This is a genomic window from Paenibacillus sp. BGI2013, from assembly GCF_002843485.1.
In the GTDB taxonomy this organism is placed as follows: domain Bacteria; phylum Bacillota; class Bacilli; order Paenibacillales; family Paenibacillaceae; genus Paenibacillus; species Paenibacillus amylolyticus.
The window spans coordinates 151,813-178,660 of the sequence record NZ_PJFA01000006.1 but is presented as its reverse complement, the minus strand read 5'-3'; the positions used below and the strand labels follow the sequence as shown (position 1 = coordinate 178,660).

The window sequence follows — 26,848 nt, the reverse complement described above, 5'->3', positions numbered from 1 at the left end:
ACTGCACTGACAACATAGAGAATGGGGAGAAGCCACCATGTTTAGTCAACCGATATATATAGCCACAGTATTGCTTGTTATTTTAGCTATAGGGGAACTGGTTTCGATCTGGTCCAAAGCGCGAATTCCTTCCTTGCTTGTTATTCTGATCGGATATTTGCTGCTGAACTGGGCGGGGTTATTTCCTAAAGGAGTGGTATCCAGCTCTGCTCTGACGGCGTTCGGGGCTCTCATGGTGGCTCCGCTGATTGTACACATGGGAACATTAATACCGTTGAAATTAATACGTTCCCAATATAAAGCAATACTGATCTCATTGTTCGCATCACTCACGGCGACAGGTCTTATCCTGTTAATCGTATCACCGTTCTATGGTTATCCTACGGCTGTTGCGGGATCAAGTCCGGTTGTTGGTGGCATTATCTCATATCTGATCACAACCACGAAGTTGCAGGAGATGAATCTGGGTCATCTGATTACAATTCCGGCTGTTATTCTGGGTATTCATTCCCTCGTGGGGATGCCGATTGCAACCAATATGTTGCGCAGATATGCGTTAAAACTGCAGAAGCAGGGCGCTTTTGAGAACAAGGTTGCAGGGGAAGGCCATGTGAACATTAAAGAAGCGAATGCCAAAACATTCCTTCCACAGCGATTCCAGACCGCACCTATTCTGCTGTTGCTCTTGTTCATTATGGGGAGTCTCTCCATTTATCTAGGCAATGTAACCGGACTTAGCTACAGTATCTGGGCTCTGTTGCTTGGGGTTCTCGGACATCTGATCGGACTGTTCCCATCTCGTATTCTGGATAAAGCAAGTACATCGGGAATTGCCATGATAGGTCTGATCGTAGTCGTTATGACAAGTATGGAGTCGATCACTTTTGATGCGGTGGTTAGTTCCATTATTCCAGTGTTGTTCATTATCGCAATCGGTGTAATTGGGGTGCTGATCGGTGGATTTGTTGGCTCCAAGCTGTTCAAATGGGACCCGCTCAAAGGTCTGCCTGTGGCACTGACTGCACTATTCGGTTTTCCGGGGGACTACATCATTTGTGAGGAAGTAAGCCGTTCAGTTGGACGTGATGAAAATGAACGCAAAGCCATCCTCGATGAGATTTTAACGCCAATGCTGGTAGGTGGATTCACAACGGTCACAACAGCATCCGTGTTAATTGCGTCCATACTGATCAAGACACTTTAAGAGGTTGTCAAAAACGGTCTTTTTGAACACGCACTATAAGAAAAATTGATGTTCTTTTCATCCCAATTTCAGTTTCCATTAAGGTTGGGAAGGTAAGATAAGTCTTGTAAACCCCTTCTCGTGTTAAATAGATGTGTGACTGGCCCTATCGGATTGTCCTCCGGTAGGGCACTTTTTTTTCTTCATTTCTGCGGTTGGTGGTATGATAGATGAATACATAATGTGTAACCAACTCTAGTGACCGGAGGATGTAATTGTGGATCACAGTTTGCACCCGTTGTTTAAGCCTATTCAGATGAATGGAACGTACCCTAACAGTTATTATGTTGAGAAAGTACCTGCTGCTGGTCTGATGGCTTATGTGGCCTGTTATTGGGAATCAGGATCTCTTCCGAACACACATGCGGATGTTGCTAAGAGAGAAGGTCCAGAGCGATCGATGATGACGGTACCTGCCCGGGTATTACCGGATGGTTGCACGGACATGCTGATTACATACGACCCGGTCTGTTCAAAGCACTCCTATGCTTACTGTGGCAATTATACACATCCGTTCGCTGTACCTGAGCCATCCGATGATGGCTCCCCTGCTGGAGACTACACCTTTGGTGTCCGGTTCTTCCCGGGTGGAGCGCATGTCTTCCATGGCATGCCTCTGGAGTGGTTTACGGATAAGCGAATTACACTTCAGGAATGTTGGCCGGAGAAGCTGAACGAGCTTCAGGAACGGATGGCCGAAACGAATCATTTTGCAGAGCGAGTAGAGGTTATGAATGCGTACTTGAGTCCGTTGCCCGTGCAGGCAAGCACATCGGAGAACGATCTGATGAAAAACGTGCTGCACCGCATCTTTATAGATGGGGGACGTATGAGTGTCCAAGAGCTGGCGATGCGTGAAGTGATCAGTGAACGGCAGTTGCATCGCAAGTTCTCGGAATGGATAGGAATCAGCCCCAAGCGATTCAGTGAGGTGGTTCGTTTTCATCGTGTGTTGAGCGATATTCATCAAGGGAACACGGCAGACTGGGCAATGCTTGCCCAGAATCATGGATTTTTTGACCAAGCCCATCTGATTCGGCAATTTCGTAAGTTTTATGGAGAGACTCCGTTGACGGCAGCCAGGGAGCATGGCAGGATGTTGTCCGATTTGTACAATAGATCTGTAGCACCTTCGGTTATACTTAAATCGTGAGAATAAAAGATAAGGGAGACATCATATATGAATGGAACATTGCAGATTCGGGATCACTTGTTAAATGAATTGGAAACAGGCGTACGGACGGGGGCTGCGTTAATTCGCTTGATCCGTTCGGAGGATTGGTCTTATCGTCCACAGGAGAATATGCGTTCATTGGTGGAGCTAGTGCATCATTTTATCCAAATCACGGCATCGGATCTTGCCATTATGCAGGAAAAAGGTGAAGCTGAGGTTGGGCTGGTAGAGAATAGTCTGTCGGGGATTGAGGATATCGAGAAGCTTGAAGCAACATTATGGAGCAATTTCGAATCCTACAAAGCTTATATCAAAGGATTGAGCGAAGACGACTTTTTGAATCGTTCAACAAAAGCTTTTTATATGGAACATGGTCACTTGCAGGTTCAATGGCAGATTGAAACGGTAACACACGTATTCCATCACCGTTCGCAGCTGTATAACTATCTCAAGCAGCAGGGCCATGAACTGAACTTTTTCATGCTGTATGCGTAATTAAACTAAAGTAAGCTTAGTTGGCTCCACCGGATGGTCCGGTGGGGCTTTTTTTGCGTACATTCGTCTATCAATCTATGAAGTCTATCAAAATTGGACATTATGACGCTGGTAATTCACCGTTTCTTTAATAGATTTCAAGCATAGAATACCGTATCAAAGCAAAAAGGAGGTGATTTCAATGGCCATCCTTTTACCGCAACAGTTTTACAATCTTCCAGCCGGTGTAGGCAAGTCCTACTATGAAAACTTGGCTGGAGGCACAAATGCCAGCGCTACAGTGAACAACTTTGGACCTTTTCCGGTATCTCTCGTGATCACACGTGTTAATGCACCAGTAGTCACTTACGTTGTTCCTGTAAACAGCAGCCTTACCATTTCTGCTGGTGGAGTTCTGGTGTTTGCCTTGTTAGCTAACCTTGGAGGCGCAGCTTCCGGAACAATTCAATTTGCCGTAGGTGATTTGTAATTGGTGTAGACTGGAATGGAATGACCTCTGTCGGACATCTTGTCGGCAGGGGTTTTTCTTTTTTTTATGTGGAACCTTCTGGATTGAAAGTGATATTATACTAGAGTCTTATTATTTGATTAATAGGTTGTTATAAGAATGAATTTCTTATACAGCGAGAGAAAGGGAGATTTGATGTTTAGAAAGATGTTCATCTGTATTATGGGGGTAAGCTTAGGATTGTCTGTAATTCTGTTACCACATGTTGCTCAGGCTGCGAGTGAGTTGGCTACTCTGGAGTATGGCAACGGGGCTACATATTATGGAGAGATCAAAAATGGAAAACCTCACGGGAATGGAACCATGACCTGGGGGAAAACCAAAACTTACAAAGGAAGCTGGGCACAGGGAAAACGTTCGGGACATGGTGTTTATAAAGTTATAACACGCAGTGAGGACAGAATTACAGAGTCCAAGTATGATGGGAACTGGAAGAATGACAAGAAAGATGGTAAAGGTAAACTTCATGTTAACGAAATAGCTTTGACTGGATATATGCTGGAATCGCGAATCCAAACAGGGACATTTGCAAAAGATCAGTGGATTGCAGGCTATGATGTACGAAATGGGGAATATGATCCGCCATATTCGTTTCTTTACAAAGATTCGAAATTGAGATTTGAAATCTTAGGGTATGCCGGAGACATTTGGAATGATTTGAAGAGTGGTTATATATTCTCATTTACATATAAAAAGGGAAAAGTATATAAACATATTGGTGTTGGAGAAGAGTATATTTCCAAGCAATTCAGCTCTTTTATAAAAAGTGTAGAGAAAGAGATCAAGCCTCACATCAATCAATTTGAGAAATTGGCTAAGCAATTATAAGTGTAATTAGAAGGTATGAACGTATACAGATTATAAATGTTGTTTATCCTGACGGTCATTCGATTAATTTAAGGTATAAGCTGCACGCAGATTGGTGTTGGCATACAGGAGGTTAGTGGATGATGAATAGAACAATCTTATTTGAAACCGAACGGTTGGAATGTGCGACTTGGAACGAAGGAGATCGTGCGCTGGCGTTTGCATTGTGGGGCGATCATGAGGTTGCCAAATGGATTAGCAGCAAGGGGTTCCTGAGCGAGGATGAAGTAGAAGCGAGATTAACACAGGAGATTCAAAGGCAGAAGGAAGCGGGTGTGCAATATTGGCCCCTTTTTGAGAAAGAGTCGGAGGTGTTTGTTGGTTGCTGTGGTCTGCGTCCGTATTCTCCTGAAGAGGAGATCTATGAATTGGGATTTCATCTAACCCGGGATCACTGGGGGAAAGGGTATGCGCAGGAAGCGGCGCGGGCGGTAATTGGTTATGCCTTTGACACAATGAATGTGAAGGCACTGTTTGCCGGGCATCATCCGGATAATGAAGTATCACGTCACATCTTGATCAAGCTGGGATTTGAGTATACAGGTGATGAACGTTATGAACCGACAGGAAAGATGCATCCATCATATGTGCTGCGAAAATAAGAAACCCCCGACCGATGAAGGACAGGGATTGAGGGCATCTAGTTTCCTTTTTTTATAGAACTAGTTCATTCGAAACAATACGATGTGCGGTGACGATTTGCCCGGTGCTGTCTTTTCCCCACACTGAAATTTCAGTTGATGCAGCTGCGCCTCCACCCGTTGTGAATACATATTCGTATCCATCCAGGTTGGCATAGTAGGTTTGAGAGAAGACTTGCCCGGGGGTCAGATTAACGGATTGCAGCACATATAAGGTCCTCGTTCCATTCAGGAAATAACCTTCAATGAGTACATTGGACGTATTGATGGAATCGGTGTTGACCATTTTGATGGTGACCTGTTGTGTAGGCCTGCTGCCACCGGAGAGGTTGTTCTCGATCGGGCCTGTAGAAAGGACTGCCATAGGTCCATCTCCTTTTTTTATGAATGACTTTTTCTGAGAAAAGCTAGAATAGCATATGTTAGAATCGACAAAAGCGTTTGGACAAAGAGATATATGTACTGAATGAGAAGGAGGGACTGAATCTTCTGTCCCAAGGAGATAAATGTTTTCATGCTTTTTTTATTTCACTTTCAGCTTCTATTAAGGTAGCAGAGGTAAGATAAGTCTTGTAAACCCCTTCTCGTGTTAAATAGATGTGTGACTGACCCCGCCGGGCGCCGGTGGGGTATTTTTTTGTTTTATTTTCAAATAAACAAAACTAAACAAAGATTAATAAAAGGTTAATTCTGTGTTTGTTATTGACTATCAAATATAAACAAAGGTATAATGAATGTGAAATAAGGAACTTACTATGTACGTGGCAAGCCATTTGATTTTCAATATAAGGAGAGATTGATCATGAACGTGACCCTTAGCAATGAAACAACGCAGGCTGCAGGTTTCCATATCCCATTTGTCCGTGAGATGGCTGAGATTACACAACATATGTGGAAAAATGGCTGGGATGAGCGTAATGGCGGTAATGTCAGCTATCTGCTGGAGGAAGAGGAAGTTGCCCAATATATCGATATCCATCATGTGATTCGCAAGATCAAACCGGCATTTTCGGTGCAGGAGCTGGCAGGCAAGTATTTTATCGTGACCGCATCGGGCAAATATTTCAAAAATGTACTCGCTGATCCGGAGAGCAATCTAGGGGTGCTGCGTGTATCGCAGGATGGACAGGAGCTGGAAGTACTCTGGGGATTGAAGTCCGGGGCGAATCCAACAAGTGAGTTGCCTACACATTTCATGAGCCATATCGAACGTTTGAAATTGGACCCGAACCACCGGGTTGTCATGCACAACCATGCCACTCATGTATTGGCTATGACGTTTATCCACGAATTGGATGAAGCAAAATTCACGAAGACGCTGTGGCAGATGTGCACGGAGTGTGTAGTTGTATTCCCGGATGGGATTGGCATTATTCCATGGATGATTCCTGGATCAAACGAGATTGGCCGCGAAACGGCTGAGAAAATGAAAGAATATCACGCGGTCATCTGGCCGCAACATGGCATCTTTGGAACAGGTACAACGATTGATGAAGCTTTTGGTCTGATTGAGACCATCGAGAAGGCAGCCCAGGTGTATATGCTGGTTGCTGGTCACGAGATCCGGCAGAGAATTACGGATGAGCAGCTGACCACACTGGCACAAGCGTTTGGTGTTACTCCTCGTCCCGGAATTCTGGGCAGTTAAGGAAAGCTGTATTGTTTTATAGTCAACGCATAGATCAAGGAAGTGGTCTTGGGTTCATTGAACCAAAGGCCATTTCCTTTTTTTTGACGAACAATCGTCATTTTGGTTCAAAAAAGTTCAAATTGCTGAACAAGAATGGCTTTGTTATCGATTATTGAATCGTAGAATGCATTATCACGCGCTGGCGAAATTCGGGTGAAATGACGTATTGTCAACGGCTCTGCGATTTTGCATAATAACAATGCTTCACAGATGAGAGACGGAAGGAAGTTATGATCATGCTTGGCAAAATGAAGAGAATCTTAATAGGCAAGCCCATGAAATCGGCTGAACTGGATGGAGAAAAATTGGGGAAATGGAAGGCACTCGCCATCCTGTCCTCGGATGCCCTATCGTCCGTTGCCTACGGTACGGAACAGATTTTGCTGGTGCTCGTTGCGGCCGGATTCGCCGCCCTGTGGTACTCTGTTCCGATTTCCATCGCCGTGCTGGGATTACTCGTCATTTTAATTTTTTCCTATCGCCAGACGATATTTGCTTATCCAACAGGGGGCGGCGCTTATATCGTAGCCAAGGATAACCTGGGTACAACATCCAGTCTGATTGCCGGAGGATCTCTGCTGGTCGATTATATTCTGACCGTTGCGGTAAGTTCGTCGGCAGGGACGGATGCGATTACGTCGGCTTTTCCTATGCTGCATGACTACAGTGTTGTGATTGCTCTGATTATGATTGTTTTTCTAACCATTATGAATTTGCGGGGAGTGACGGAGTCAGCGTCTGTGCTGGCGATCCCCATTTATCTGTTTATCTTTTCGATTGCGGTTCTGATTATCTCGGGTGGAATCAAATTTCTTGCCGGGGGGATGGAAGCAGCTGCACCAGAATTCGGAACTAGTCTATCCCATGTGAGTATGTTTCTGTTATTAAAAGCATTTAGCTCCGGTTGTTCGGCCTTGACTGGCGTGGAAGCGGTAAGTAACGCAATCCCGAACTTCAAGCAGCCTGCCGAGAAAAATGCCGCGGGTACATTACTGCTCATGGGTTGTATATTGGGAGCCATGTTCATCGGCATCACCTTACTGGCTTATGGGTACGGAGTGAAGCCTGATCCCAAAGCAACGGTCATTTCCCAGATTGCTGAAGCGACGTTTGGCAGGGGCACGATGTATTTTATCATCCAGGGTGTAACGGCACTGATCCTGTTCCTTGCAGCCAACACAGCGTATTCGGCTTTTCCGCTGTTATCCTTCATGATGGCGAAGGATAAATACATGCCGCATGCATTTATGGTCAGAGGAGACCGCCTTGGTTTCTCAAACGGGATCATTTTTCTCAGTGTGATGTCTGCGCTGCTGGTGGTAGGGTTCAAAGGAAATACGGAAAGCCTGATTCCGCTCTATGCGGTAGGGGTGTTCATTCCATTTACCCTGTCACAGCTTGGTATGATGATTCGCTGGATCAAAGTTAAGCCGTCTGGCTGGCAGATGAAGTTGCTGGTCAATACCGTCGGAATGCTGACTACACTATCGATTACCCTGATTTTTATTTTCACCAAGTTCACGCAGACATGGGTCATCTTTATCTTTTTGCCGTTCGTTGTGTATGTGTTCATGCGTATTCACCGTCACTATTGCAACATTGCTGATGAGCTTCGGATTGATATTCGGGTTGATAAGCCAGCCAAAAAAGGTAATACCATTGTCATTCCTGTTGCAGGCATTACCCGGGTCGTCATGAATACGATCAGTTACGCCCAGACGATGTCGGATCACGTGGTCGCACTTTACATTGGCTTCGATGATGAGGCGATACGCAAGATGGAGCAGAAGTGGGAGGAGTGGAATCCAGGTGTTCGTCTGGTCGTGATCAAATCGAGATACCGTAGCATTATGGGGCCGCTCAAGAAATTCATTGATACAGTAGAGTGGAAAACGGCTGAGACCGATCACATCACTATATTGATTCCGCAATTCATCACCAAGCACTGGTGGCAAAATGTACTGCACAACCAGACCAGCTTCATGATCCGAGCCTATCTGATCAATTACAAAGACGTGATTGTCACCACGGTGCCATATCATCTTAATCGTTAACTCGAACGGTTAATCGCTTTACCTCGTTTGGAAGATTTACAGATTATTGTAAAATGAGTCGCTTTTATTAATAAGCAAACGTTCATATTCCATTTACACATCAAACCGCAGGGACATCTCCAAACAGGGGAGTTCTTGCGGTTTTTTGTCATGAAATCCGGTTTGGATACCGCTTTCGAATGGATGCACATTTCCGTAAAGTCCCTTGTCCATGATTAACGTTACGTTGATTCAGAATGAATTTTGCTGTGACATTCGACTCTTACACTAGATAACGTGGTGCTGAAGTTGATCTAACATTTCACACACACTGAATGCGTGAAACAAGGGGGAAGAAAATCCGATGAGTGAGCTTGATAACCGGATCAGCTTGCCCGCCGCCAAACGGCGCGTATCCGGTACGAGTGAGCGCCGGACAGCCTCGCTGCGTGTGCAGCGAATGCGGGAGAATCTGCTGGCCTATGGTTTCCTGGCACCATCGCTGCTTTTGTTTGCAGTGTTTCTGTTTTACCCGATGTTTAAGTCCGTGTACCTGAGTCTGCATTCCACAGATCCGACGGGGCAGATTGCGGCTTATGTAGGACTGGATAACTTCAAGGCCGTGTTCCAATCAGGACTGTTTATGCAAGGGATGAAAGTGACATTACTATTTGTACTGTTTACAGTGCCTACGGGCATGCTGGCTGCTCTGATTCTGGCTGCACTGACCCACAACCGGTTCAAGGGAATGCGTGTGTTCCAATTTGTATTCTCTCTGCCCGTGGTGTTATCCGTCGGTTCGTCAGCGGTGATCTGGAAGTTTCTATTCCACCCGACCCTGGGCATGCTGAATTATCTGCTTGGCAAAGTAGGTATCGATTCAATTCCCTGGCTTACCAGCCCGGATTGGGCATTGATTTCGATCTCCATCATGACGATCTGGATGAACCTTGGATTCAACTACATTATTCTATCCAGTGGTTTGGCGGGCATCCCGGATGAGATCTACGAGAGCGCCAAGATTGACGGTGCAGGACCATTGCTGACGTTTCGCAAAATTTCGATGCCGCTACTGTCACCAACGTTGTTCTTTGTCACGGTTGTATCAATCATTGGTGCTTTTCAATCGTTCGGTCAGATCAACATTCTAACCCGGGGTGGTCCGATGGACAGTACAAATGTTTTTGTATATTCCATCTATCAGGAAGCTTTCGTTAATTTCCGCTTTGGTACAGGTAGTGCACAGGCACTGATCCTGTTCGTGGTGATTATGCTACTGACCCTGATCCAGTTCAAATGGGTAGAAAGGAAAGTGCATTACCAATGAGTGCGACATGGACCAAAACGCTGTTGTATGTATTACTGACGATCTGTGCAGCGCTTGTGCTGTATCCGGTGATGTACACCTTTTTCATGGCCGTGATGACGCCGGAAGATGCGAGTGCTTATCCGCCGCATATCATTCCAAATTCAATCGATCTGTCCAACTTTAGCGAAGTATTCGATATTGTTCCGATCGGTCGATTTATCGGCAATACCTTTCTTGTCGCAGGACTGACAACGCTTGGTCAATTGATTACAGCGAGTATGGCAGCCTATGCTTTTGCAAAAATGCAGTTCAAAGGCAAAAACGTCATCTTCAGCATGTTTGTCGCAACGATGATGATTCCATGGGAAGTGACGATGATCCCCAACTACCTGACGGTTCGCAGTTGGGGCTGGCTAGATAGTTACCAGGGGCTTACCGTGCCGTTTCTGGCAACGGCGTTTGGTACATTCCTGCTAAGACAGTTCTTCATACAGCTACCCAAGGAATTGTTCGAGGCGGCGAGGATCGACGGTTGTGGTCATATTCGCTATTTCATATCGCATGTCTTGCCATTGTCCCGTCCGGCACTTGGAACACTGGCAATCTATTCATTCTTAAGCATGTACAATTCGTATCTCTGGCCGCTGCTGGTGACAAACACACCGGAAATGAGAACCGCACAGATCGGAATCTCGATGCTGGAGTTCCAGGAATCCACAGCGTGGAATCTTGTATTTGCCGGAACAGCCATGGTCATTCTACCATCCTTACTGCTATTGATTTTCGGGTTGAAACAGCTTGTCCGCGGAATGGCCGCAGGCGCGCTGAAGGGGTAGGGAGAGAAAGTTTTACAACTATTTAGTTGAATTGAAGTGGAAACTCTGAAGGTTTTGATCTAAAGATTTTAATTTAGAGGTTTTGAATTAAACCATGTATCAGGTCTTAAGTTTTGGATACCAGGAGCGAATAAAATGAGGCTCGTGCTTCAAATAAAATGTTGAAATGAACGACGGTAGTAGTGGAGGGGACGAAATCGATTCTGAAGAAGCAAAGCGTTCGCCTTTATCCCCGGATTTTCCCCTTTGAGAGGGGGAATGAGAAAAATCCGGGGATAACAGCGATCAAAAGAACGATTCGTAACCGTAACGGCCACACCGCGTCATCCCCAAGATTTTATTGTACGCGAGCCATATAAAAGGAGAGCGATTTCGTTTGAAAAAAAGAGGAACATTCGCATTAATGCTGGCTGCACTCATGTTGGTCATTTCCGCTTGCGGAACAAAAGCTGAAACAAGCAGCCCGGCAAGTGGAGCACAAGCAGAAGCGGCCGCAGCTGAAACAACACAATTGACGTGGTGGCATTCCATGTCTGGCGCTGGGGAGAAAGCCATTAACCAACTCGCTTCCGATTTTAACGCTAGTCATCCCGACATTCAGGTGAAGCCCATCTATCAAGGGAAGTACGATGAAAGTCTGAACAAACTCAAAGCATCCATGGGCTCAGACAGCGGTCCAGACATTATCCAAGTCTATGAGATTGGTAGCAAGTTCATGATCGATTCGGGCATGATTACGCCAGTACAACAGTTCATCGACAAGGATCAGTTCGACCTGTCCCAACTGGAGCCAAACATCATCCGATACTACACCATCGATGGCAAATTGAACGCCATGCCGTTTAACACATCCAACCCGATCCTGTATTACAACAAGGATATGTTCAAAGCAGCAGGTCTGGACCCGGAGAACCCGCCGAAGACGTATGAAGAGTTTGAGCAAGCAGCAAAAGCACTGGCGAAAGACGGTAAGCCAGGTGCATCCATGGCGATCTACGGCTGGTTCATGGAACAGTTCTTTGCAAACCAGAATGCAGATTATGTAAACAATGGAAACGGAAGAAATGAAGCAGCTACAGAGTCTCTGCTGAACTCCGAAGCTGGAGTGAAGACTTTAACGTGGTGGAAAAAGATGATTGATGAGAAGACCCTCTCCAATCTGGGACGTAGCACAGACGATACAACAGCAGCATTTACCGCTCAGCAAATCGGTATGACTCTTGATTCCACAGCTGGCCTGCGTAAAATCGTAGAAGGTTCAGGTGGCAAGTTTGAACTGGGAACAGGCTTCCTGCCTCGTCCAGCGGATGCCAAAGAAGGCGGCGTTGTAGTGGGTGGAGCGAGCTTGTACATCATGAATAACAAATCGGAAGCGCAACAGCAAGCGGCGTGGGAATTCATCAAGTACTTGGCTACACCAGAGGTACAAGCGAACTGGAGTGTTGCGACAGGATACTTCCCTATTACGACAGCAGCCTACAATGAGCAAGTATTAAAGGATAATATGGCGAAGTACCCGCAATTCCAGACAGCAGTCGATCAATTGCACGCTTCCGCCGATTCGACAGCAACATTAGGGGCATTAATGGGTGTATTCCCGGAAGCCAGACAACTTGTCGAAGGAGCGATTGAAACGGTCCTGAATGGACAAGGTACACCACAGGAAGCACTGGATGCAGCAGCTAAACAAATTACAGACAAGATTGCGCAATATAACAGCACGGTGAAGAAATAATTAAATTCATATCAGTGTTGAATGCAGTGATTAAGCTGCATTCAATTTTTTTGTTTTACTAAAAAGAAAGACTAACATTTTTTGTTAATGATTCCGAAAATAGAATAGGAAGCTGAAAGGGGTATCCCAATACATGGATTCATGAAAAGTAATGGACAATATTAAAAATAAGAAGGAGTACAAGTGAATGAAAAGAGTAACGGTTCTAATGATGGCATTTATGTTGTTGTTTGTTTCAAGTGTTTATGCGGAGGAACTTAAAGTTAAAGATATTGAACTCATCCCTAATACTTCAGTTTCGGTCGGTGGTAAGATTAATCTTAATATAGTTGTTGTGTATGATGACGAAAATTCAATACATAGCGATAACGATCCATACTACAGAAGAAATACAGGTCTTACAAAAACAGATTATACGATAAGTGAACCTCATATACTTCAAGTGCTGAGCACTGGGATGGTAAAGGTAATAGGTGTAGGTTCTTCAACAATTACTGTTAAAGTCGAAAATGTTGAAAGATCAGTTACTATTTCAGGTAGTTTGGATGAAGCAATTGATGGAGGATACATAAAAAATGGTGTGACTCTTGTTCCGATGAAAGAGGTATTTAAGGCACTGGGAGGGAGTGTTAGTTACATTGCTCAACAGGACGCCTTCGAGATTAAAGTTGGTTCTACCAAACTAACTCTCCCGAAAACGGGAACAAAAGCAACGTTAAATGGAGAGCCATTAACTCTCAAGTCCCCGTTGCTTGTTCAAAATGGCGTAACTTTGTTTCCTGCTTCTGTTCTCTCAGATGCTCTGGATGGAACTGTGACTTATAACTCTAAAGCTAAGCAGATGCAAGTATCCATTGGTAAAGGTAAAATGACTATTAATATTGAACAACCTCAAAAACAAAACAGTGTAACAGGAACAACTCCAACAAAAGGGAAACTTTATGCTGTGCCAGCTACTGGAGATATGAAAGGGTGGAGCATTCTCAAGGGTCATCCTTACGAAAAAAGCATCCGTGTGTACTTCAAAATCAATGGGTCAAATGTACAAATATATACTAAGGATATAAGGAAGGTAGATCTGAATAAAAAAGTAACATGGACCGATTTAGAGGGGAAAAAACACACAAATACGGTAAAACAGTTATATACTGTTTTTGGGGAATTAAGTAATGAATATACTAGTGACATACTATATAAAATGTTTGGAAAAACATATTCAGACTGGATCGGGTCAACTTCACTGAATGCAGATCGATACGTTGACCAATACTTGGAGCAACAAGGATTAATTGAACCCTATGGAAGTAATATTACTTTGACACCAGACACAGAAGTGTATTGAAAACCGTCTGTAACATTTCGAAAAAGTGAAATTAGTATCATTTTTCATATTTTATATTATCCCACAAGAAAGTCTCTGAGAGTAATTGGAGATGTTCTTGTGGTTTTTTTTTAACATTCTATTAACTCATACTGATTTTGCGCTTAATAGTTCTCTTTTATACTCAGTTAATGTGGTGATCTAAAGTGATCCGTACATATCGTTTTATCATGTGAAAATGCATGTCTCAAGACTCAGGTTTTAGTGGGTTTAAAGAAATGAGTACTGTCACTAAATGTCGAATTCGTATATATATTCAGTATAAATGTCAATTTAATTGACGTTAAGTAACCGTATATCTAACATTTATATAACTTTAATAGGCTTAATAACGTGTTTTTAGTTAAAATTTAGTACTATTTATTCATTATTATAGAGATTAGTTTAGAAAATGTGATATAAGTGTTCTATTTTCTTTCATAACGAAGAAATATTGTTTACACAAGTCTGTTATTCAGTTATCTTATATTTGAACTAATGTACAAGCTGGCTGAACAAATGATTGCCAAGTTGAAAACATGGGGGTAGGACGAATGAACAACAAGCAACTGAAACGTTGGGCACAAGGGTTTCTGGTTTTCGTTCTTGTCGTTACAGGTGCGGCACCAATAGGTGGATTAAGTAGCACCGCATATGCTGATGAGGAAAGTGTAGTAACGGAAGAGCCGCACACAAGTGATCAGGAGACTTCCATACCGAATACTGTCCCAACTGAAGAATCGTCAGACCTGGAGGGGACAGAGTCACCAACTAACGAAGATGGTGATTTTGATGGAACTGAAAGTGAAGAACCAGACGGGACTGGAATCATATCCATTGCTGATGCGAGAGTCCTTGCACCAAATACAAATGTAGCCGTTTCAGGTGTCGTAACGTACAGTGAACTCTCCGGAGAATTCACGAATTATTATATTCAAGACGAAGAAGCTGGCATTGTAGTCCGAGCGAAAAATCAAGTTGACGTGGGGGATCGCATTGAAGTGTATGGTCCAATTACCCACTACAGCGGACTCGTCCAGATCGAGAAGGATAAGTCAGGTTTTTCCGAAGGATACATGAAGGTCACTGAGCAAAATATAACACTCCCCGAACCCAAAAATATGGTGTCTACAGACTTTGTCAGACCAGCAGACCAAAGTAATAAAGGTCCGGGAGAAAAGTATGAGGGAATGTTTGTCGAAGTAAGAGATATTCAGGTAACAAGGGGCAGTAGTTCGACGTTTTACGCTACGGATAGTCATGGTGCTGAGATGACGATTTATGCCAAAAACTCTCCTACCGCGCTAACTGTTGGCAAAACCTACGAATATGTGCAGGGTGTTCTGACCTTCAACAGTAATTACGGATTAGAGCTTTTGCCTAGAACAGCCGCAGATGTTGTAGAAAACAGCCTGTCTGTGATGACAAGTGTTCCATCTGGAGGGATTCCCCGAAACAATGAAGTCACATTAACCTCTCCAACCAAGGATGCAATTGTACATTACACAACGGATAATAGAGAGCCTACTTCTTCTTCCACCGTGTATAGTAGTCCAATAGTGATTGATCAAGACACTGTAATTAAGGCTGTTGCCATTCTTAATGGACAATCCAGTGCAGTGTACACCTTTACGTATCAAGTACTTCCTGATAAAGAAAACGTACGTATCCATGATATTCAGGGCGCAGGACATACCTCTGTTTTTAACGGATACGATGTTAAGGATATCGAAGGTGTTGTTACCTCTGTCAGTACAAGCAGTTTTTACATGCAAGAGCTTCGGGATGAGATGGACGATGATAACCGGACATCCGAAGCCATTCAGGTTTATAAACCGAGTCATGGAGTTATCGTTGGCAACCAGGTGAAGGTATCCGGCAAAGTTACGGAATATGGGGCGGTTAACGAATTAACCACCACGCAAATTACGGCGAATACCATTGTCAAAGTGTTAGAAAAAGTTGATCTACCGGTACCTGTGAAGTTGGGTGTCAATGGACGTGTCATTCCAACTGTCATTGACTCAGACTCTTTTGCAGAATTTAATCCCGAGACGGATGCTATAGACTTTTTTGAAAGTTTGGAAGGCATGCGTGTTGAACTGGAAAAGCCTGAAATTATAGGTCCTTATTCCAGTCAACCGGGTCTGGCCGTTGTTGTGGATAATGGTGAGAATAATCCACTTCGCACACCAAACGGTGGTGTCATTCTGACCGATAACAAGAAAGATATGAATGAGAGTGATCTCAATCCGCAGCGTCTATTTATCGGCAAGAAACCTTCCAAAGCAGTAAAAACAGGCGATAAGTTGGATGGGAATGTAATCGGAGTAATGACATACTCTAGCGGCAATTTCAAGGTGAGTCCTGAAGGGAATTTACCAGCAGTTATCCCGGGAGAAACGAAACAAGCGACTACTTCCATTGAACAAGCGGCAGATAAACTGACCATTGCTACGTTTAATGTGGAGAACTTCAGCAAAAAAGATTCAACACGAGCCAATAAAATCGGTAAAATCATCGTGGATAATCTGAACACGCCAGATATCATTGGCATCATGGAAGTTCAGGATAACGATGGCGATGCCGACACGGGCACAACAGCGTCCAATGAGAGTTTTCAGACGCTAATTGATGCAATCAAAACGAACAACGGACCAACATATCGATATAGTGAGATTTCTCCGGAAAATAACAAGGATGGCGGGGCACCTGGTGCCAATATTCGTGTAGGGTTTCTTTATCAGCCGAACCGTGTATCGTTGGCTAATGGTATCGGAAAAGGAAATGCTACGACAGCGATCACAGTCAAAGCTGACGGCAGTCTCTCCAATAATCCAGGTCGTATTGCACCAGGGGACGATGCGTTCGCCAGCTCTCGCAAACCGCTCGCTGCTGAATTCGAATTCAATGGTGAACGTGTAGTGGTGATTGCCAATCACTTCAATTCGAAAGGTGGAGACCTTAAGCCTTTTGGAAGCATACAGCCTGCAACTCGAAGCAGTGAAGTTCAACGTGCGAAGCAAGCTGCGTTGGTGAATGGGTTTGTGAAAGAGTTACTGAACAAAGACCCTGAGGTGAATGTCGCCGTTCTCGGTGATTTTAATGACTTCCAATTCTCGAATACCTTGAACATTGTTGAAGGTAATGAACTGGACAATCTGGTAAACGAACTACCAGAGAATCAGCGTTACTCCTACATCTATGACGGAAACTCTCAGACACTGGATCACATTCTGGTGAGTAAAAACCTGACTGAGACAGCAGCCATCGAAGTGGTACATGTGAATGCCGATTTTGAGACAGCAGATGGACGAGTGAGTGACCATGATCCACTGCTTGCACAATTGAGTATTGGAGATCCAGTGGAAGAAGGGGACTTCAACCTGCGCGTACTGCACACGAATGATACGCATGCGCATCTGGATAACATCCCGCGCCGAGTAACGGCAATTAAGGAATCACGTAATGATAGTACCCTGGTGCTGGATGCAGGGGATGTATTCTCTGGTACATTGTACTTCAATCTGTTTAATGGTCTGGCTGATCTGGAGTTCATGAACATGATCGGATATGATGCGATGACCTTTGGTAATCATGAGTTTGATAAAGGTCCAAGCGTACTGAAAGCATTTATTGAAAAAGCAGAGTTCCCGTTTGTGAGTGCTAATATTGATTATTCAAAGGATGCGAGTTTGAGCGGTTTGTACAACAATAGCATCGGTGATCCGGGTGAGAAAGCTGAAATCTATCCGGCGATTATTACGGAAGTGAATGGTGAGCGAGTCGGTATTTTCGGATTAACGACACCGGACACGGTATCTCTTTCTTCACCAGGAGATGACTTGAAGTTTGCGGATTACAAGGCAAGTGCACAAGCAACTGTACGAATGCTGCAAAATGAAGGTATTAATAAAATCATTGCTTTGACTCACCTTGGCTACTCAGAGGATCTCAAATTGGCTGAAGCCGTAGATGGGATCGATATTGTGGTAGGTGGTCATTCACACACCATTCTGAACGCACCAGTTTTGGTGGATACCCATGCGGACCCAACTTTGGTTGTGCAGACTGGGGAATATGACGTTTCTCTTGGTCAATTGGATGTTACGTTTGATGAAGCAGGCGTATTGAAGAAGTGGAACGGCAAATTATTGAGTCTGGATGCCAAAGATGCTAACGGCCAATTCGTCTATGCTGATGATGTGGAAGCCGCAAACAAGCTGAAAGAATATGCGCCTCAGCTGGAACAATTCAAGAAAACGGTTATCGGTAAAACAAATGTCTTTCTGGATGGAGAACGGGGCACTGTGCGGAAACAGGAAACCAATCTAGGAAATCTGATGACAGATGGCATGCTGGAGAAAGTGAAATCCATTGTGCAGGAGAATGATGTCAAAGGATACGTCGCGATCCAGAACGGTGGTGGCATTCGAGCTTCATTCCAGACAGGTGATATTACGCTGGGTAATCTCCTGACTGTGATGCCATTCGGTAATAATCTGTCTGCTTTGAAAATGACAGGTAAAGAAATCACAGCCGCGCTGGAAAATGGCGTTAGTGGTGTGGAAACGGGAGAAGGGCGCTTCCCGCAAGTGGCAGGCATGCGGTTCTACTACGATTCCACGAAACCAGGCGAGAAAATTGATGCAACAACCAACACCGTAACCCAAGTTGGTCAACGTGTGGTCAAAGTTCAGATTAAGAATGCAGATGGTGCGTACTCGGATATTGATCCGAACGGGTATTATATCGTTGCTACCAATTCATTCATGGCTAACGGTGGAGACTTCTATCGTGCTATGAGATCGGCGAAAGATGATAATCGATTCTACGAATTGAATCTGGTCGATTATGAAATCTTCCATGAACATTTGGACCGTGTAGGCGCAGTCGATCAAAAGACGGAAGGACGTAGTACGAATCTGAAGGGAGCACCACTTCCTGGGGACGGAAATGGAAGTAACCCTGGTAATGGTGGCGGCAATAATGGAAGTAATCCGGGCAGTGGTAACAGTGGTGGAGGTTCTACAACACATACTACACCTGTAACTCCAACCACACCGACTACACCAACCAATCCCACAAAACCAATTACGCCAACCGTTCCTGGTAATGGAGGTACTAATCCAACCACACCGGTTGTAGACCTGAAGGACATCGGAAATCACTGGGCAGCTGCTGCCATTGAGCAGGCCATTTCCCGGGGAATTGTGAACGGATATCAGGATGGTAATTTCCGTCCGAATGCACCAGCGACACGCGCCGAATTCATTGTGATGTTTGGAAGAGCATTTGAACTTCCAGCCAGCAACAAGGCATTGACGTTTAAGGATGCTGCCGGGATACCTGCATGGGCACAATCCTTTATTGCTCAGGCAGTGGATCAAGGCATCATTAGTGGGTATACGGATGATACGTTCCGTTCATCGGGTAAAGTATCACGGGTAGAGATGACGGTTATGCTCGTCAGAGCACTCGGTCTTCCGGTACAATCCAATCCGGCATTGAGTTTCGCGGATGCAGATAAAGTACCGGCGTGGGCTGTTCCATATATCGCTGCTGCACATGAGGCAGGACTGGTGAAGGGAACAGGCAAAAATATGTTTAACCCCCTCGCTGAAGCAACACGTGCTGAAGTGGTAACCTTGTTATTGGCGGCAAACGAGTTGAAAAAGTAATAAAACGCATGATATAGACGGTTTAGAACAGCTTGCAGACTCCCATCTGCAAGCTGTTTTTTCTAATTAATGCCTGTTAATTTTCACCAAGTGAAGGTATAGTAGACAGGATTATATTGAAGGAGTGTTGACGAAATGCAAGATCAACCCGTTTTAATCGCACTATTTGCCATAGCGGCAGGAATTTTTAGTTTGCTCGGTGGTATCAATAATTGGGATTGGTTTATGAAGAGTTTTAGAGCAGGGATTTTTGTGAAGACCATTGGACGTCAGGGTGCAAGAGTGGTATATGGTATTCTCGGTGTTGTCATGATTGTCATTGGTGTACTATTGTTGCTGATCGGATAGATATCGGGAATAAGCGAACTCACCAAGTATCATCTACATACGATGTTCATGAGCGAAGGCAAAGAAAGAGGATATGTGAGAAAAGTCAAATGGAAAAAGCGTTTGAATGCTTAAAGTAGCAGTATGCAGTAACACCAGGATACAATATCAAATCAAATAGCATGCCTGAAAAAAACATAGCCATAACAAAAAGACCACCGAAAAATTTCGGTGGTCTTTTACCAAATTCAGGTTTATCCATCTCAATCTGGTTTAATTATCTTTTAAGTCTTCAACAGAGTTGATATCCATGTAAGTCGGAACAACCAGACCTTGTTTAACTCCTGTCATGCTGACAGCGATATCTTCAATCTTGTCTCCATATGTCTTCCAGTAGTCCCCATGTGTAAGCGGGAGCCAAACGGCTGGAGAAGCATCGATATCACCTGCTGCCAAGCCTGCCCACATGGGACCAGCTTCGACTTGCAGTGCTTTGACTGTGTAACCCAGATCCTTCTCAAGCACATACTTCATCAGGTTGGTACTCGCAATTTCAGAGTCCCATGCAACATAACCGAGACGTAAATTGTCACCTTTAACCGGGGTTAACCCCTTGGTCCATTCTTCAATTTGGTCCGGATGTTTTTCCGCATAAGTCTTGGCAGCTTCTTCAGGCGAAACGCCCTTTTGAATGTCTACCATGATTTCACTCATTTGATCTGCAGTCCAATTAAAACGAGAGAAGAACTCATAGGCAACGGGATGATCTTCCTTGATTCCCTTACGTCCAACCGTGTGAACTTCCTCTGCATCGCCGAAAATTAAGTCGGGATCATCCAAATACTTCAGATCATACTGATTGAACATCCAGTGTGGAGTCCAACCCGTAACGATGATGGGTTCTTCATTTTTATAAGCTTTGTCCAACGATGCAGTCATTGCTGCTCCGGAGCCTTCAATCAGATTCCAGTTAGACAATTCATAATGTTTAATGGCGTTTGCTGTGGCCTTCATCAGACCTGCACCCGGGTCAATACCAACAATCTGGTGATTAACCTCTTCGCCCACATTAGCACTTGCCGATGGAGTGGAAGAAGCGGCACCGGTCTCCAGATCTGCAATCGAGTTTACTTCAGTCATGTACTTAGGAACCACGAGGCCTGTACGTACACCTGTCATATTAGCCCCCAGATCGTCCACCTGGTCTTTGTAACGTTCCCAGTAGTCTGCGTGTGTCAATGGCAGCCAAGCTGCTGGAGAGGCATCTACGTCGCCTGAGGCAACACCCGTCCACATTGGTCCGGCTTCGACTTGCAGAGCGTTAACTTTATAACCCAATTCGTTTTCCATCACATATTTCAGCAAGTTTGTACTTGCGATTTCGGAATCCCAAGCCACATAGCTGAGTTTGAATGCATCACCGTTCACTGGAGTCAGACCTTTGGTCCACTCAGCAATCTGATCGGCATGTTTCTCAGCATAAGCTTTAGCTGCTTCTTCTGCGGATGTGCCATCCTGGATAGCAGTCATCATTTCACCCATATCATCCGATGTCCATTGGAAACGGGACAGGAATTCAAACGCAACAGGGTGATCTTTTTTCAGACCTTTACGGGCGATGGTATGAATTTCTTCAGCATCACCGAAAGATTTTTCTGGATCTTCCAGATATTTCAGATCATATTTGTTGAACATCCAGTGCGGAGTCCAACCTGTAATAATGATTGGATCTTCATTTTTGATCGCTTTGTCCAGCGTGGCCGTCATGGCTGCACCAGAGCCTTCAATCAGAGTCCAGTCAGTTAATTTATAGTCTTCGATCGCTTTTGCAGCAGACTTCATGATACCAGCCCCTGGATCGATACCAATAATCTGATAGTTCACTTCTTGACCTACAGCATTGGCTGCTGAATTGTTGCCACCAGCCGAAGTTGTGCCACCAACGAAGTATTGTGAGAAACCAGCTACAAGCACAAGGAATGTTGCCGCAGCAGTGATCCATGCTTTTTGCTTGGCTGTAATGCGTGAGGTCTTTTTGCGACCTGGCATAAATACATTTTGTGTAAAACGGTCCAGTACAATCGCGAGTACAACAACGGCCAGACCGGCTTCGAAACCTTTACCGATTTGAAGCTGTGTTACAGCACGATAGACTTCCGCACCAATACCTTGTGCACCAATCATGGATGCAATAACAACCATGGACAGTGATAGCATGATGGTCTGGTTAATACCGGACATCACGGTAGGCAAAGCGAGTGGAAGCTGTACTTTGAACAACTTTTGCATGGAAGTTGAGCCGAATGCATCAGCTGCTTCAACCAATTCACTAGATACCTGTCTGATTCCCAGGTGAGTCAGACGAATCGTTGGCGGGATCGCAAATATAACGGACGCGATAACACCTGGAACGACACCTAGACTAAAGAATGTAACTGCAGGCAGCAAGTAGACAAATGCAGGCATCGTCTGCATGAAGTCAAGCAGCGGTGTAATGATACGCGCCGCAGTTTTACTGTATGCGAGCCAGATTCCGACAGGTACACCAAGCAGGATCGAAACCAATCCTGAAGTGATAACCAGGCCGAGTGTATCCATCGATTGGGACCAGTATCCCAAGTTATCTACGAGCAAGAACCCGATAACCGTAAATAGTGTCAGTGGGAGTCGTCCTACGAGGAACGCAAGAACACCCAATATGGCAATGAACAGGAGTGGATGGGGCAGCATGAACAGCCCGGAGAAGAATCCAACTACTGCCTGAATAACAATAGAGATTACATTAAACAATCCGGAGAGCGAGGAGCTCATCCAGTCAACGATGGATTCAATCCACGATGCTAGTGGTATTTTGGGAATCATTCTCAAGTTCCTCCTTTACTGCAACTTCACCGCTAAGTGCACCCAGCAGGGCACCGCGGACGATAACACCTTGCAGACGGCCATTCTCACCAACAACAGCGAGCGGCACATGGGCAGAACTTACAATCTCAAACAATTCATGAATCAGGGTCTCAGGCGACACTGTCGGCCCGTCCGTGATCAGAATGTCATTTAATACTTTATTTTCGCGCATTGCACGGGTTGCATCTTCTGCAGTAATGACACCAAGTAGCTTCTTCGAACGGTCAATGACAAACAGATTAGAGACACCATTTTCGCGCATGAGTTCGAGGGCTACCCGAGGACCTCGGTCAAGTGTGATTGTCTCAGGGCGACGCATGACGTGAGCGGCAGTGAGGACCTTGGACAGATCCACGTCTTCGACGAAGCGGGCCACATATGAGTTGGCCGGTTGAATCATGATTTCTTCCGGTGTACCGATCTGCACAACTGCGCCGTCTTTCATGAGGGCAATACGATCGCCGATGCGCAGCGCTTCGTCCAAGTCATGGGTAATGAAAATAATGGTCTTTTTCATTTTATCCTGAAGCTCGATCAACTCATCTTGCATATCACGGCGAATCAATGGATCAAGTGCACTGAAGGCTTCATCCATCAGTAGTACTTCCGGGTCATTGGCAAGTGCACGCGCCAAGCCGACACGTTGCTGCATCCCGCCACTAAGTTCATCTGGCATTTTGTCTTCCCAGCCTTTAAGGCCAACCAGCTCAAGTGAGGTTTTTGCCTTCTCCCGGCGTACTTCCTTATCTACTTTTTGTATTTCCAATCCATACTCCACATTATCAAGAACGGTACGGTGCGGGAACAACGCAAACTTTTGGAAGACCATGCTAATTGTTTTCCGGCGCACTTCGCGCAATTGTTCTTTGTTCATCTTGCGTAGATCCTTACCATGGACCAGAATTTCTCCGGATGTTGGTTCAATCAGACGATTGAACATCCGAACCAGTGTGGATTTACCACTCCCGGACAGTCCCATAATAACGAAAATCTCGCCTTCCTTAATGTCCATGTTGACCCGGTTGACACCAACCGTTATCTGTTTTTCTTTGGCCAACTTTTCTTTACCCCAACCTTGCTCCAGTAATTGCAGACCTTGCTCGGTTTGGGGTCCAAACAATTTACTTACGTTTTTCACTTCAAGTATGGTCATGTTTTCACCCCTTCTGATGTGTTGTGCACTTCGAACGGCTTTCAGCATCCATAAGCCCATACACTTATGCGCCCAGCCACGAAATCCGGTAATTGTTGCTTCGCTTCCCGTCTTTCTGGGTAACGTTTTTAAGTCTAACAATACTTAACCAGTATATCAACCGAATAAACAGTACATAATGTTTGTACAGTAAAAACTGTACAAAGTTTTTCGTCCAAATACTCCGTCATTCTCCTTATTCTGGCTAATAAGGCAGCTTTACATTTGACATTGCTTTTCCTACAATAGAAAATGAGCTGAATTGAAGCTGAATTTTTTGGTTAAAAGATAGTCATAGGCAATTGTAGCCTGGTAAAGTTCCCATTTTCATACATTGGGTGAATGAAAGCCCTCTGGCATATATGATGTCCGGCCGAGTGCTTTCCCATGTAAGCAGGACTTTTAAAGTGTTGCAATTATTTCGCCAAAGACTGTGGAATGTTCAGAATGGAGGTTGCAAGCATGGGCTTGGACCATTTACAAGAGGAACAGCAGGCAACCGTGCTGAAGATTCGTAAGCGCGTCATTGAAGCCATTGGACGTAATATGGATCTTTACGGCGTTACGCTGTCGACGGGACACTTATATGGATTGCTATTTTTTGCAGACAAACCAATGACCCTTGACGATATGGGACGGGAAATGGAAATGAGCAAAACGAGTATGAGTACAGGTGTACGAACACTGCTGGATTTGAAAATGGTAAATAAAGTGTGGAGCAAGGGCTCCAGAAAAGACCTATATGAAGTGGAATACGACTGGCATCAGACGTTTACGGATTATTTTGCGATTAAATGGAGAAAAGCCGTGGAGAGTAACCTTCAGATTCTACGCAAATCAATTGAAGAACTGAATCGGTTAGTCGAAGGTCTGGATGAGCAGGCAGACGCTGAACTTATCCACATTCTGATGGAAGACAAACACAAAGTTTTGCAAGCGGAAGCATATTACAAATGGTTGGATCGGTTGATTGATACCATGGAAAATGAAGAGATATACAAGCTGGTTCCGAAGGAAGAGATCAAGGAACATTCATAATTACATGCAAAGGGCCCTTTCCGTTATTGGAGAGGGCCCTTTGGCCTGTGCAATATCTTACTGAATTATTAATGAAGGAACATGATGTAAAAGATAATCTTGACCATTGTATCGACCTATGTTCACATCTAATGTCCGATCAGACCTGCCTGAGGAAAGACTACAGACTGCTGAGTAATCTGTTCCAGTTCGTTCAGAATCTGCAACCGGCCACCCGGGGTCCAGCATAACCGTTGCCAGTTCGAAATATCGTGAACGTTACCATACAATACAGCAGGAGATCGATTCCATGATGCCGTTTGTTTCATGCGTCGGAACACCTTTTCACTGACAGGCTGAAGCGAAGCACGATGGATCAACAGGTAATCCGTGTCCAGCACAGGGATACTATCCGCTGCATACTCATTTCTGGAACTTTCGGGAGATACAAGCTGAGCAGGCTGGAGTCCCAATTCAGCATACAACAAGTGATTTAATGGATGCTCGCCAGTCCCTTGTAAGCGAATGAACTGATTCGTAACCTCCATCAGAGCCAACCGTTTTTGTCCGAAATAGGGTTGCAGGTTCAGGCTTGCTTCAAGCTTGCGAAACTCAAGTTCTTTGAAATTCAGCAACGCTTGTTTCTCACGTCCGACCAGTTCGGCTATGCGAATATGGTTCTCTTTCCAGTCCTCAGTAGACTCCAAGATGATGGTGGGTGCAATACTTTTCAGGCGATCGTAATAGGGCTTGTGGTAAAAATCACCGATGATCAAGTCTGGCTTCGCCTGCCGAAGTTGATCGAATTGTCTGGTTAATCGGCGTTCTTGTTCATATTCATCCGATTCTCGGTCAAACACACTTTGATCTTCCAGCACAGCTACCGGGCGCAGTCCAAGCGAGGCCAAGTTCTCATGGAATCCCATAATGGATGCCGTAGCTACGCGAAGTTGATCTCTTTTCATATATACGCTGGGAGCAATCCCCAAGGTTTGTTTGAATTTGCGGCTAAAATAATACTCATTGCCATACCCGACAGATACCGCGACGTCTTTGAGGACACAGGATTCCTCTGTCAGCTGTTTTTTGGCTTCGTTTATACGTAAACGATTCAGGTAATCGGTCGGTGACATGCCTTTGGCCTTCTTGAAACTGCGTGAATAAGAGCTGGGGGTGAGTCCAGCAATCTTGGCAAGCTGATCCATGCTGATTCCTTCACTCATGTAACGTCGCATATACATAATACTGCGTTCCAAGGCAGGGTCCACTTTCTCATGATTGGCTTCCAGCCTGTTCTCTGAGAGAAATTGCAACAGCTCATGCAGCTGGCTATGTATGCTGATAAAGTGATCGGGTTGAAGGCCGCGATAGGTTTCATACAGTTGTTCCAAACGTAATACAGCCTGCTGCTCATGACGAACCAGCAACCTGCCTGTCTCCCAATCCAGCGGGAAGGCGGGTGATGAGGTCATTTTCCATTCACCGCGCACTTGCTGCAAACAAACCGTATCCATGCTTAGTAATATACATTCGGTCACATTCGAGCGTGCAGCGGCCTCAATGGTTGTTCCTGGCTTCAGTACAAACAAGCTGCCCGCTTGCGCCGTATAGACTGTATCATTCAGGACCAGAACACCGTCTCCTTGCAAAATAAGACAGAGCATGGGCCGTGACACCATCTTGCCTTGCACACGGAAATTCTCCCCACGACGCACGCGGCACATGGAAGAGAGGAGCGGTAGAGATGAGGTTTCAGCAATGAAGGGAAACTGTTCAGTCATACGGACCATCCTTTTGTCTTATTTTTCTTAATGATAACAATTATCATTCTCATAT

General features: G+C 44.8%; 19 protein-coding genes. 15 read left to right on the top strand and 4 right to left on the bottom strand.

What is annotated here, in order from left to right; genetic code table 11:
- Positions 1-37: 37 nt before the first annotated feature.
- The 6 genes from CXK86_RS16740 to CXK86_RS16715 all read left to right on the top strand — a co-directional run bounded on the left by CXK86_RS16740 (position 38) and on the right by CXK86_RS16715 (position 4,889).
- Entirely contained in the window at positions 38-1,204 is a 1,167-nt protein-coding gene (locus CXK86_RS16740) for a hypothetical protein (RefSeq protein ID WP_036668987.1), read from the top strand.
- A gap of 256 nt (positions 1,205-1,460) precedes the next feature.
- Positions 1,461-2,396: a helix-turn-helix domain-containing protein gene (locus tag CXK86_RS16735; RefSeq protein WP_101314125.1), complete on the top strand. Its 936-nt coding sequence runs from the start codon at positions 1,461-1,463 to the stop codon at positions 2,394-2,396.
- A gap of 27 nt (positions 2,397-2,423) precedes the next feature.
- The gene (locus tag CXK86_RS16730) at positions 2,424-2,912 is read left to right on the top strand and encodes a DinB family protein (protein WP_101314124.1); all 489 of its coding nucleotides are present in this window, start codon (positions 2,424-2,426) and stop codon (positions 2,910-2,912) included.
- A 181-nt stretch (positions 2,913-3,093) separates the two neighbouring features.
- Positions 3,094-3,381 (top strand): hypothetical protein, encoded by a 288-nt coding sequence (locus tag CXK86_RS16725; protein WP_101314123.1) that lies wholly within the window; start codon positions 3,094-3,096, stop codon positions 3,379-3,381.
- 201 nt (positions 3,382-3,582) lie between these two features.
- Positions 3,583-4,248, top strand: coding sequence for an MORN repeat-containing protein (locus CXK86_RS16720; RefSeq protein ID WP_179087871.1), 666 nt, complete (start codon positions 3,583-3,585; stop codon positions 4,246-4,248).
- A gap of 122 nt (positions 4,249-4,370) precedes the next feature.
- Complete coding sequence (locus CXK86_RS16715) at positions 4,371-4,889, top strand: GNAT family N-acetyltransferase (RefSeq protein WP_257467883.1); 519 nt, start codon at positions 4,371-4,373, stop codon at positions 4,887-4,889.
- A gap of 52 nt (positions 4,890-4,941) precedes the next feature.
- On the opposite strand, the gene CXK86_RS16710 is transcribed toward CXK86_RS16715, so the two are convergent.
- A complete protein-coding gene (locus tag CXK86_RS16710; RefSeq protein ID WP_036611232.1) occupies positions 4,942-5,292 on the bottom strand; it encodes a hypothetical protein in 351 nt (116 codons plus the stop codon).
- A gap of 438 nt (positions 5,293-5,730) precedes the next feature.
- Between CXK86_RS16710 and rhaD the strand changes: the two genes are divergently transcribed.
- The 8 genes from rhaD (at position 5,731) to CXK86_RS16670 (ending at position 19,920) form a co-directional block, all read left to right on the top strand.
- On the top strand, positions 5,731-6,576 hold the full coding sequence (gene rhaD / locus CXK86_RS16705; RefSeq protein ID WP_101314120.1) for a rhamnulose-1-phosphate aldolase: 846 nt from the start codon (positions 5,731-5,733) through the stop codon (positions 6,574-6,576).
- A 278-nt stretch (positions 6,577-6,854) separates the two neighbouring features.
- Entirely contained in the window at positions 6,855-8,672 is a 1,818-nt protein-coding gene (locus CXK86_RS16700; protein WP_101314119.1) for an APC family permease, read from the top strand.
- Positions 8,673-9,015: 343 nt separating this feature from the next.
- The gene (locus tag CXK86_RS16695) at positions 9,016-9,978 is read left to right on the top strand and encodes a carbohydrate ABC transporter permease (RefSeq protein WP_101314118.1); all 963 of its coding nucleotides are present in this window, start codon (positions 9,016-9,018) and stop codon (positions 9,976-9,978) included.
- Positions 9,975-10,796, top strand: a complete 822-nt coding sequence (locus CXK86_RS16690) for a carbohydrate ABC transporter permease (RefSeq protein ID WP_101314117.1) — start codon at positions 9,975-9,977, stop codon at positions 10,794-10,796. The genes CXK86_RS16695 and CXK86_RS16690 overlap by 4 nt, the downstream gene beginning before the upstream one ends.
- A gap of 376 nt (positions 10,797-11,172) precedes the next feature.
- Positions 11,173-12,531 carry an ABC transporter substrate-binding protein gene (locus tag CXK86_RS16685; RefSeq protein ID WP_101314116.1) on the top strand — a complete coding sequence of 453 codons (1,359 nt, stop codon included), beginning with the start codon at positions 11,173-11,175 and terminating at the stop codon, positions 12,529-12,531.
- A gap of 187 nt (positions 12,532-12,718) precedes the next feature.
- Positions 12,719-13,873, top strand: a complete 1,155-nt coding sequence (locus CXK86_RS16680) for a copper amine oxidase N-terminal domain-containing protein (protein WP_053061476.1) — start codon at positions 12,719-12,721, stop codon at positions 13,871-13,873.
- Positions 13,874-14,445: 572 nt separating this feature from the next.
- Entirely contained in the window at positions 14,446-19,572 is a 5,127-nt protein-coding gene (locus CXK86_RS16675) for an S-layer homology domain-containing protein (protein ID WP_180361781.1), read from the top strand.
- A gap of 135 nt (positions 19,573-19,707) precedes the next feature.
- Positions 19,708-19,920, top strand: a complete 213-nt coding sequence (locus CXK86_RS16670) for an immunity 17 family protein (protein ID WP_047842001.1) — start codon at positions 19,708-19,710, stop codon at positions 19,918-19,920.
- A 252-nt stretch (positions 19,921-20,172) separates the two neighbouring features.
- On the opposite strand, the gene CXK86_RS16665 is transcribed toward CXK86_RS16670, so the two are convergent.
- Positions 20,173-22,761 carry a glycine betaine ABC transporter substrate-binding protein gene (locus CXK86_RS16665; RefSeq protein WP_101314114.1) on the bottom strand — a complete coding sequence of 863 codons (2,589 nt, stop codon included), beginning with the start codon at positions 22,759-22,761 and terminating at the stop codon, positions 20,173-20,175.
- Positions 22,727-23,956, bottom strand: coding sequence for a quaternary amine ABC transporter ATP-binding protein (locus CXK86_RS16660; protein ID WP_036611218.1), 1,230 nt, complete (start codon positions 23,954-23,956; stop codon positions 22,727-22,729). Before CXK86_RS16660 ends, CXK86_RS16665 begins: the two co-directional genes overlap by 35 nt.
- A 501-nt stretch (positions 23,957-24,457) precedes the next feature.
- Here CXK86_RS16660 and CXK86_RS16655 point away from each other — a divergent pair.
- Positions 24,458-25,033, top strand: coding sequence for a GbsR/MarR family transcriptional regulator (locus CXK86_RS16655; RefSeq protein ID WP_036611216.1), 576 nt, complete (start codon positions 24,458-24,460; stop codon positions 25,031-25,033).
- A 128-nt stretch (positions 25,034-25,161) separates the two neighbouring features.
- On the opposite strand, the gene CXK86_RS16650 is transcribed toward CXK86_RS16655, so the two are convergent.
- Complete coding sequence (locus CXK86_RS16650) at positions 25,162-26,793, bottom strand: helix-turn-helix domain-containing protein (protein ID WP_180361780.1); 1,632 nt, start codon at positions 26,791-26,793, stop codon at positions 25,162-25,164.
- Positions 26,794-26,848 lie beyond the last annotated feature (55 nt).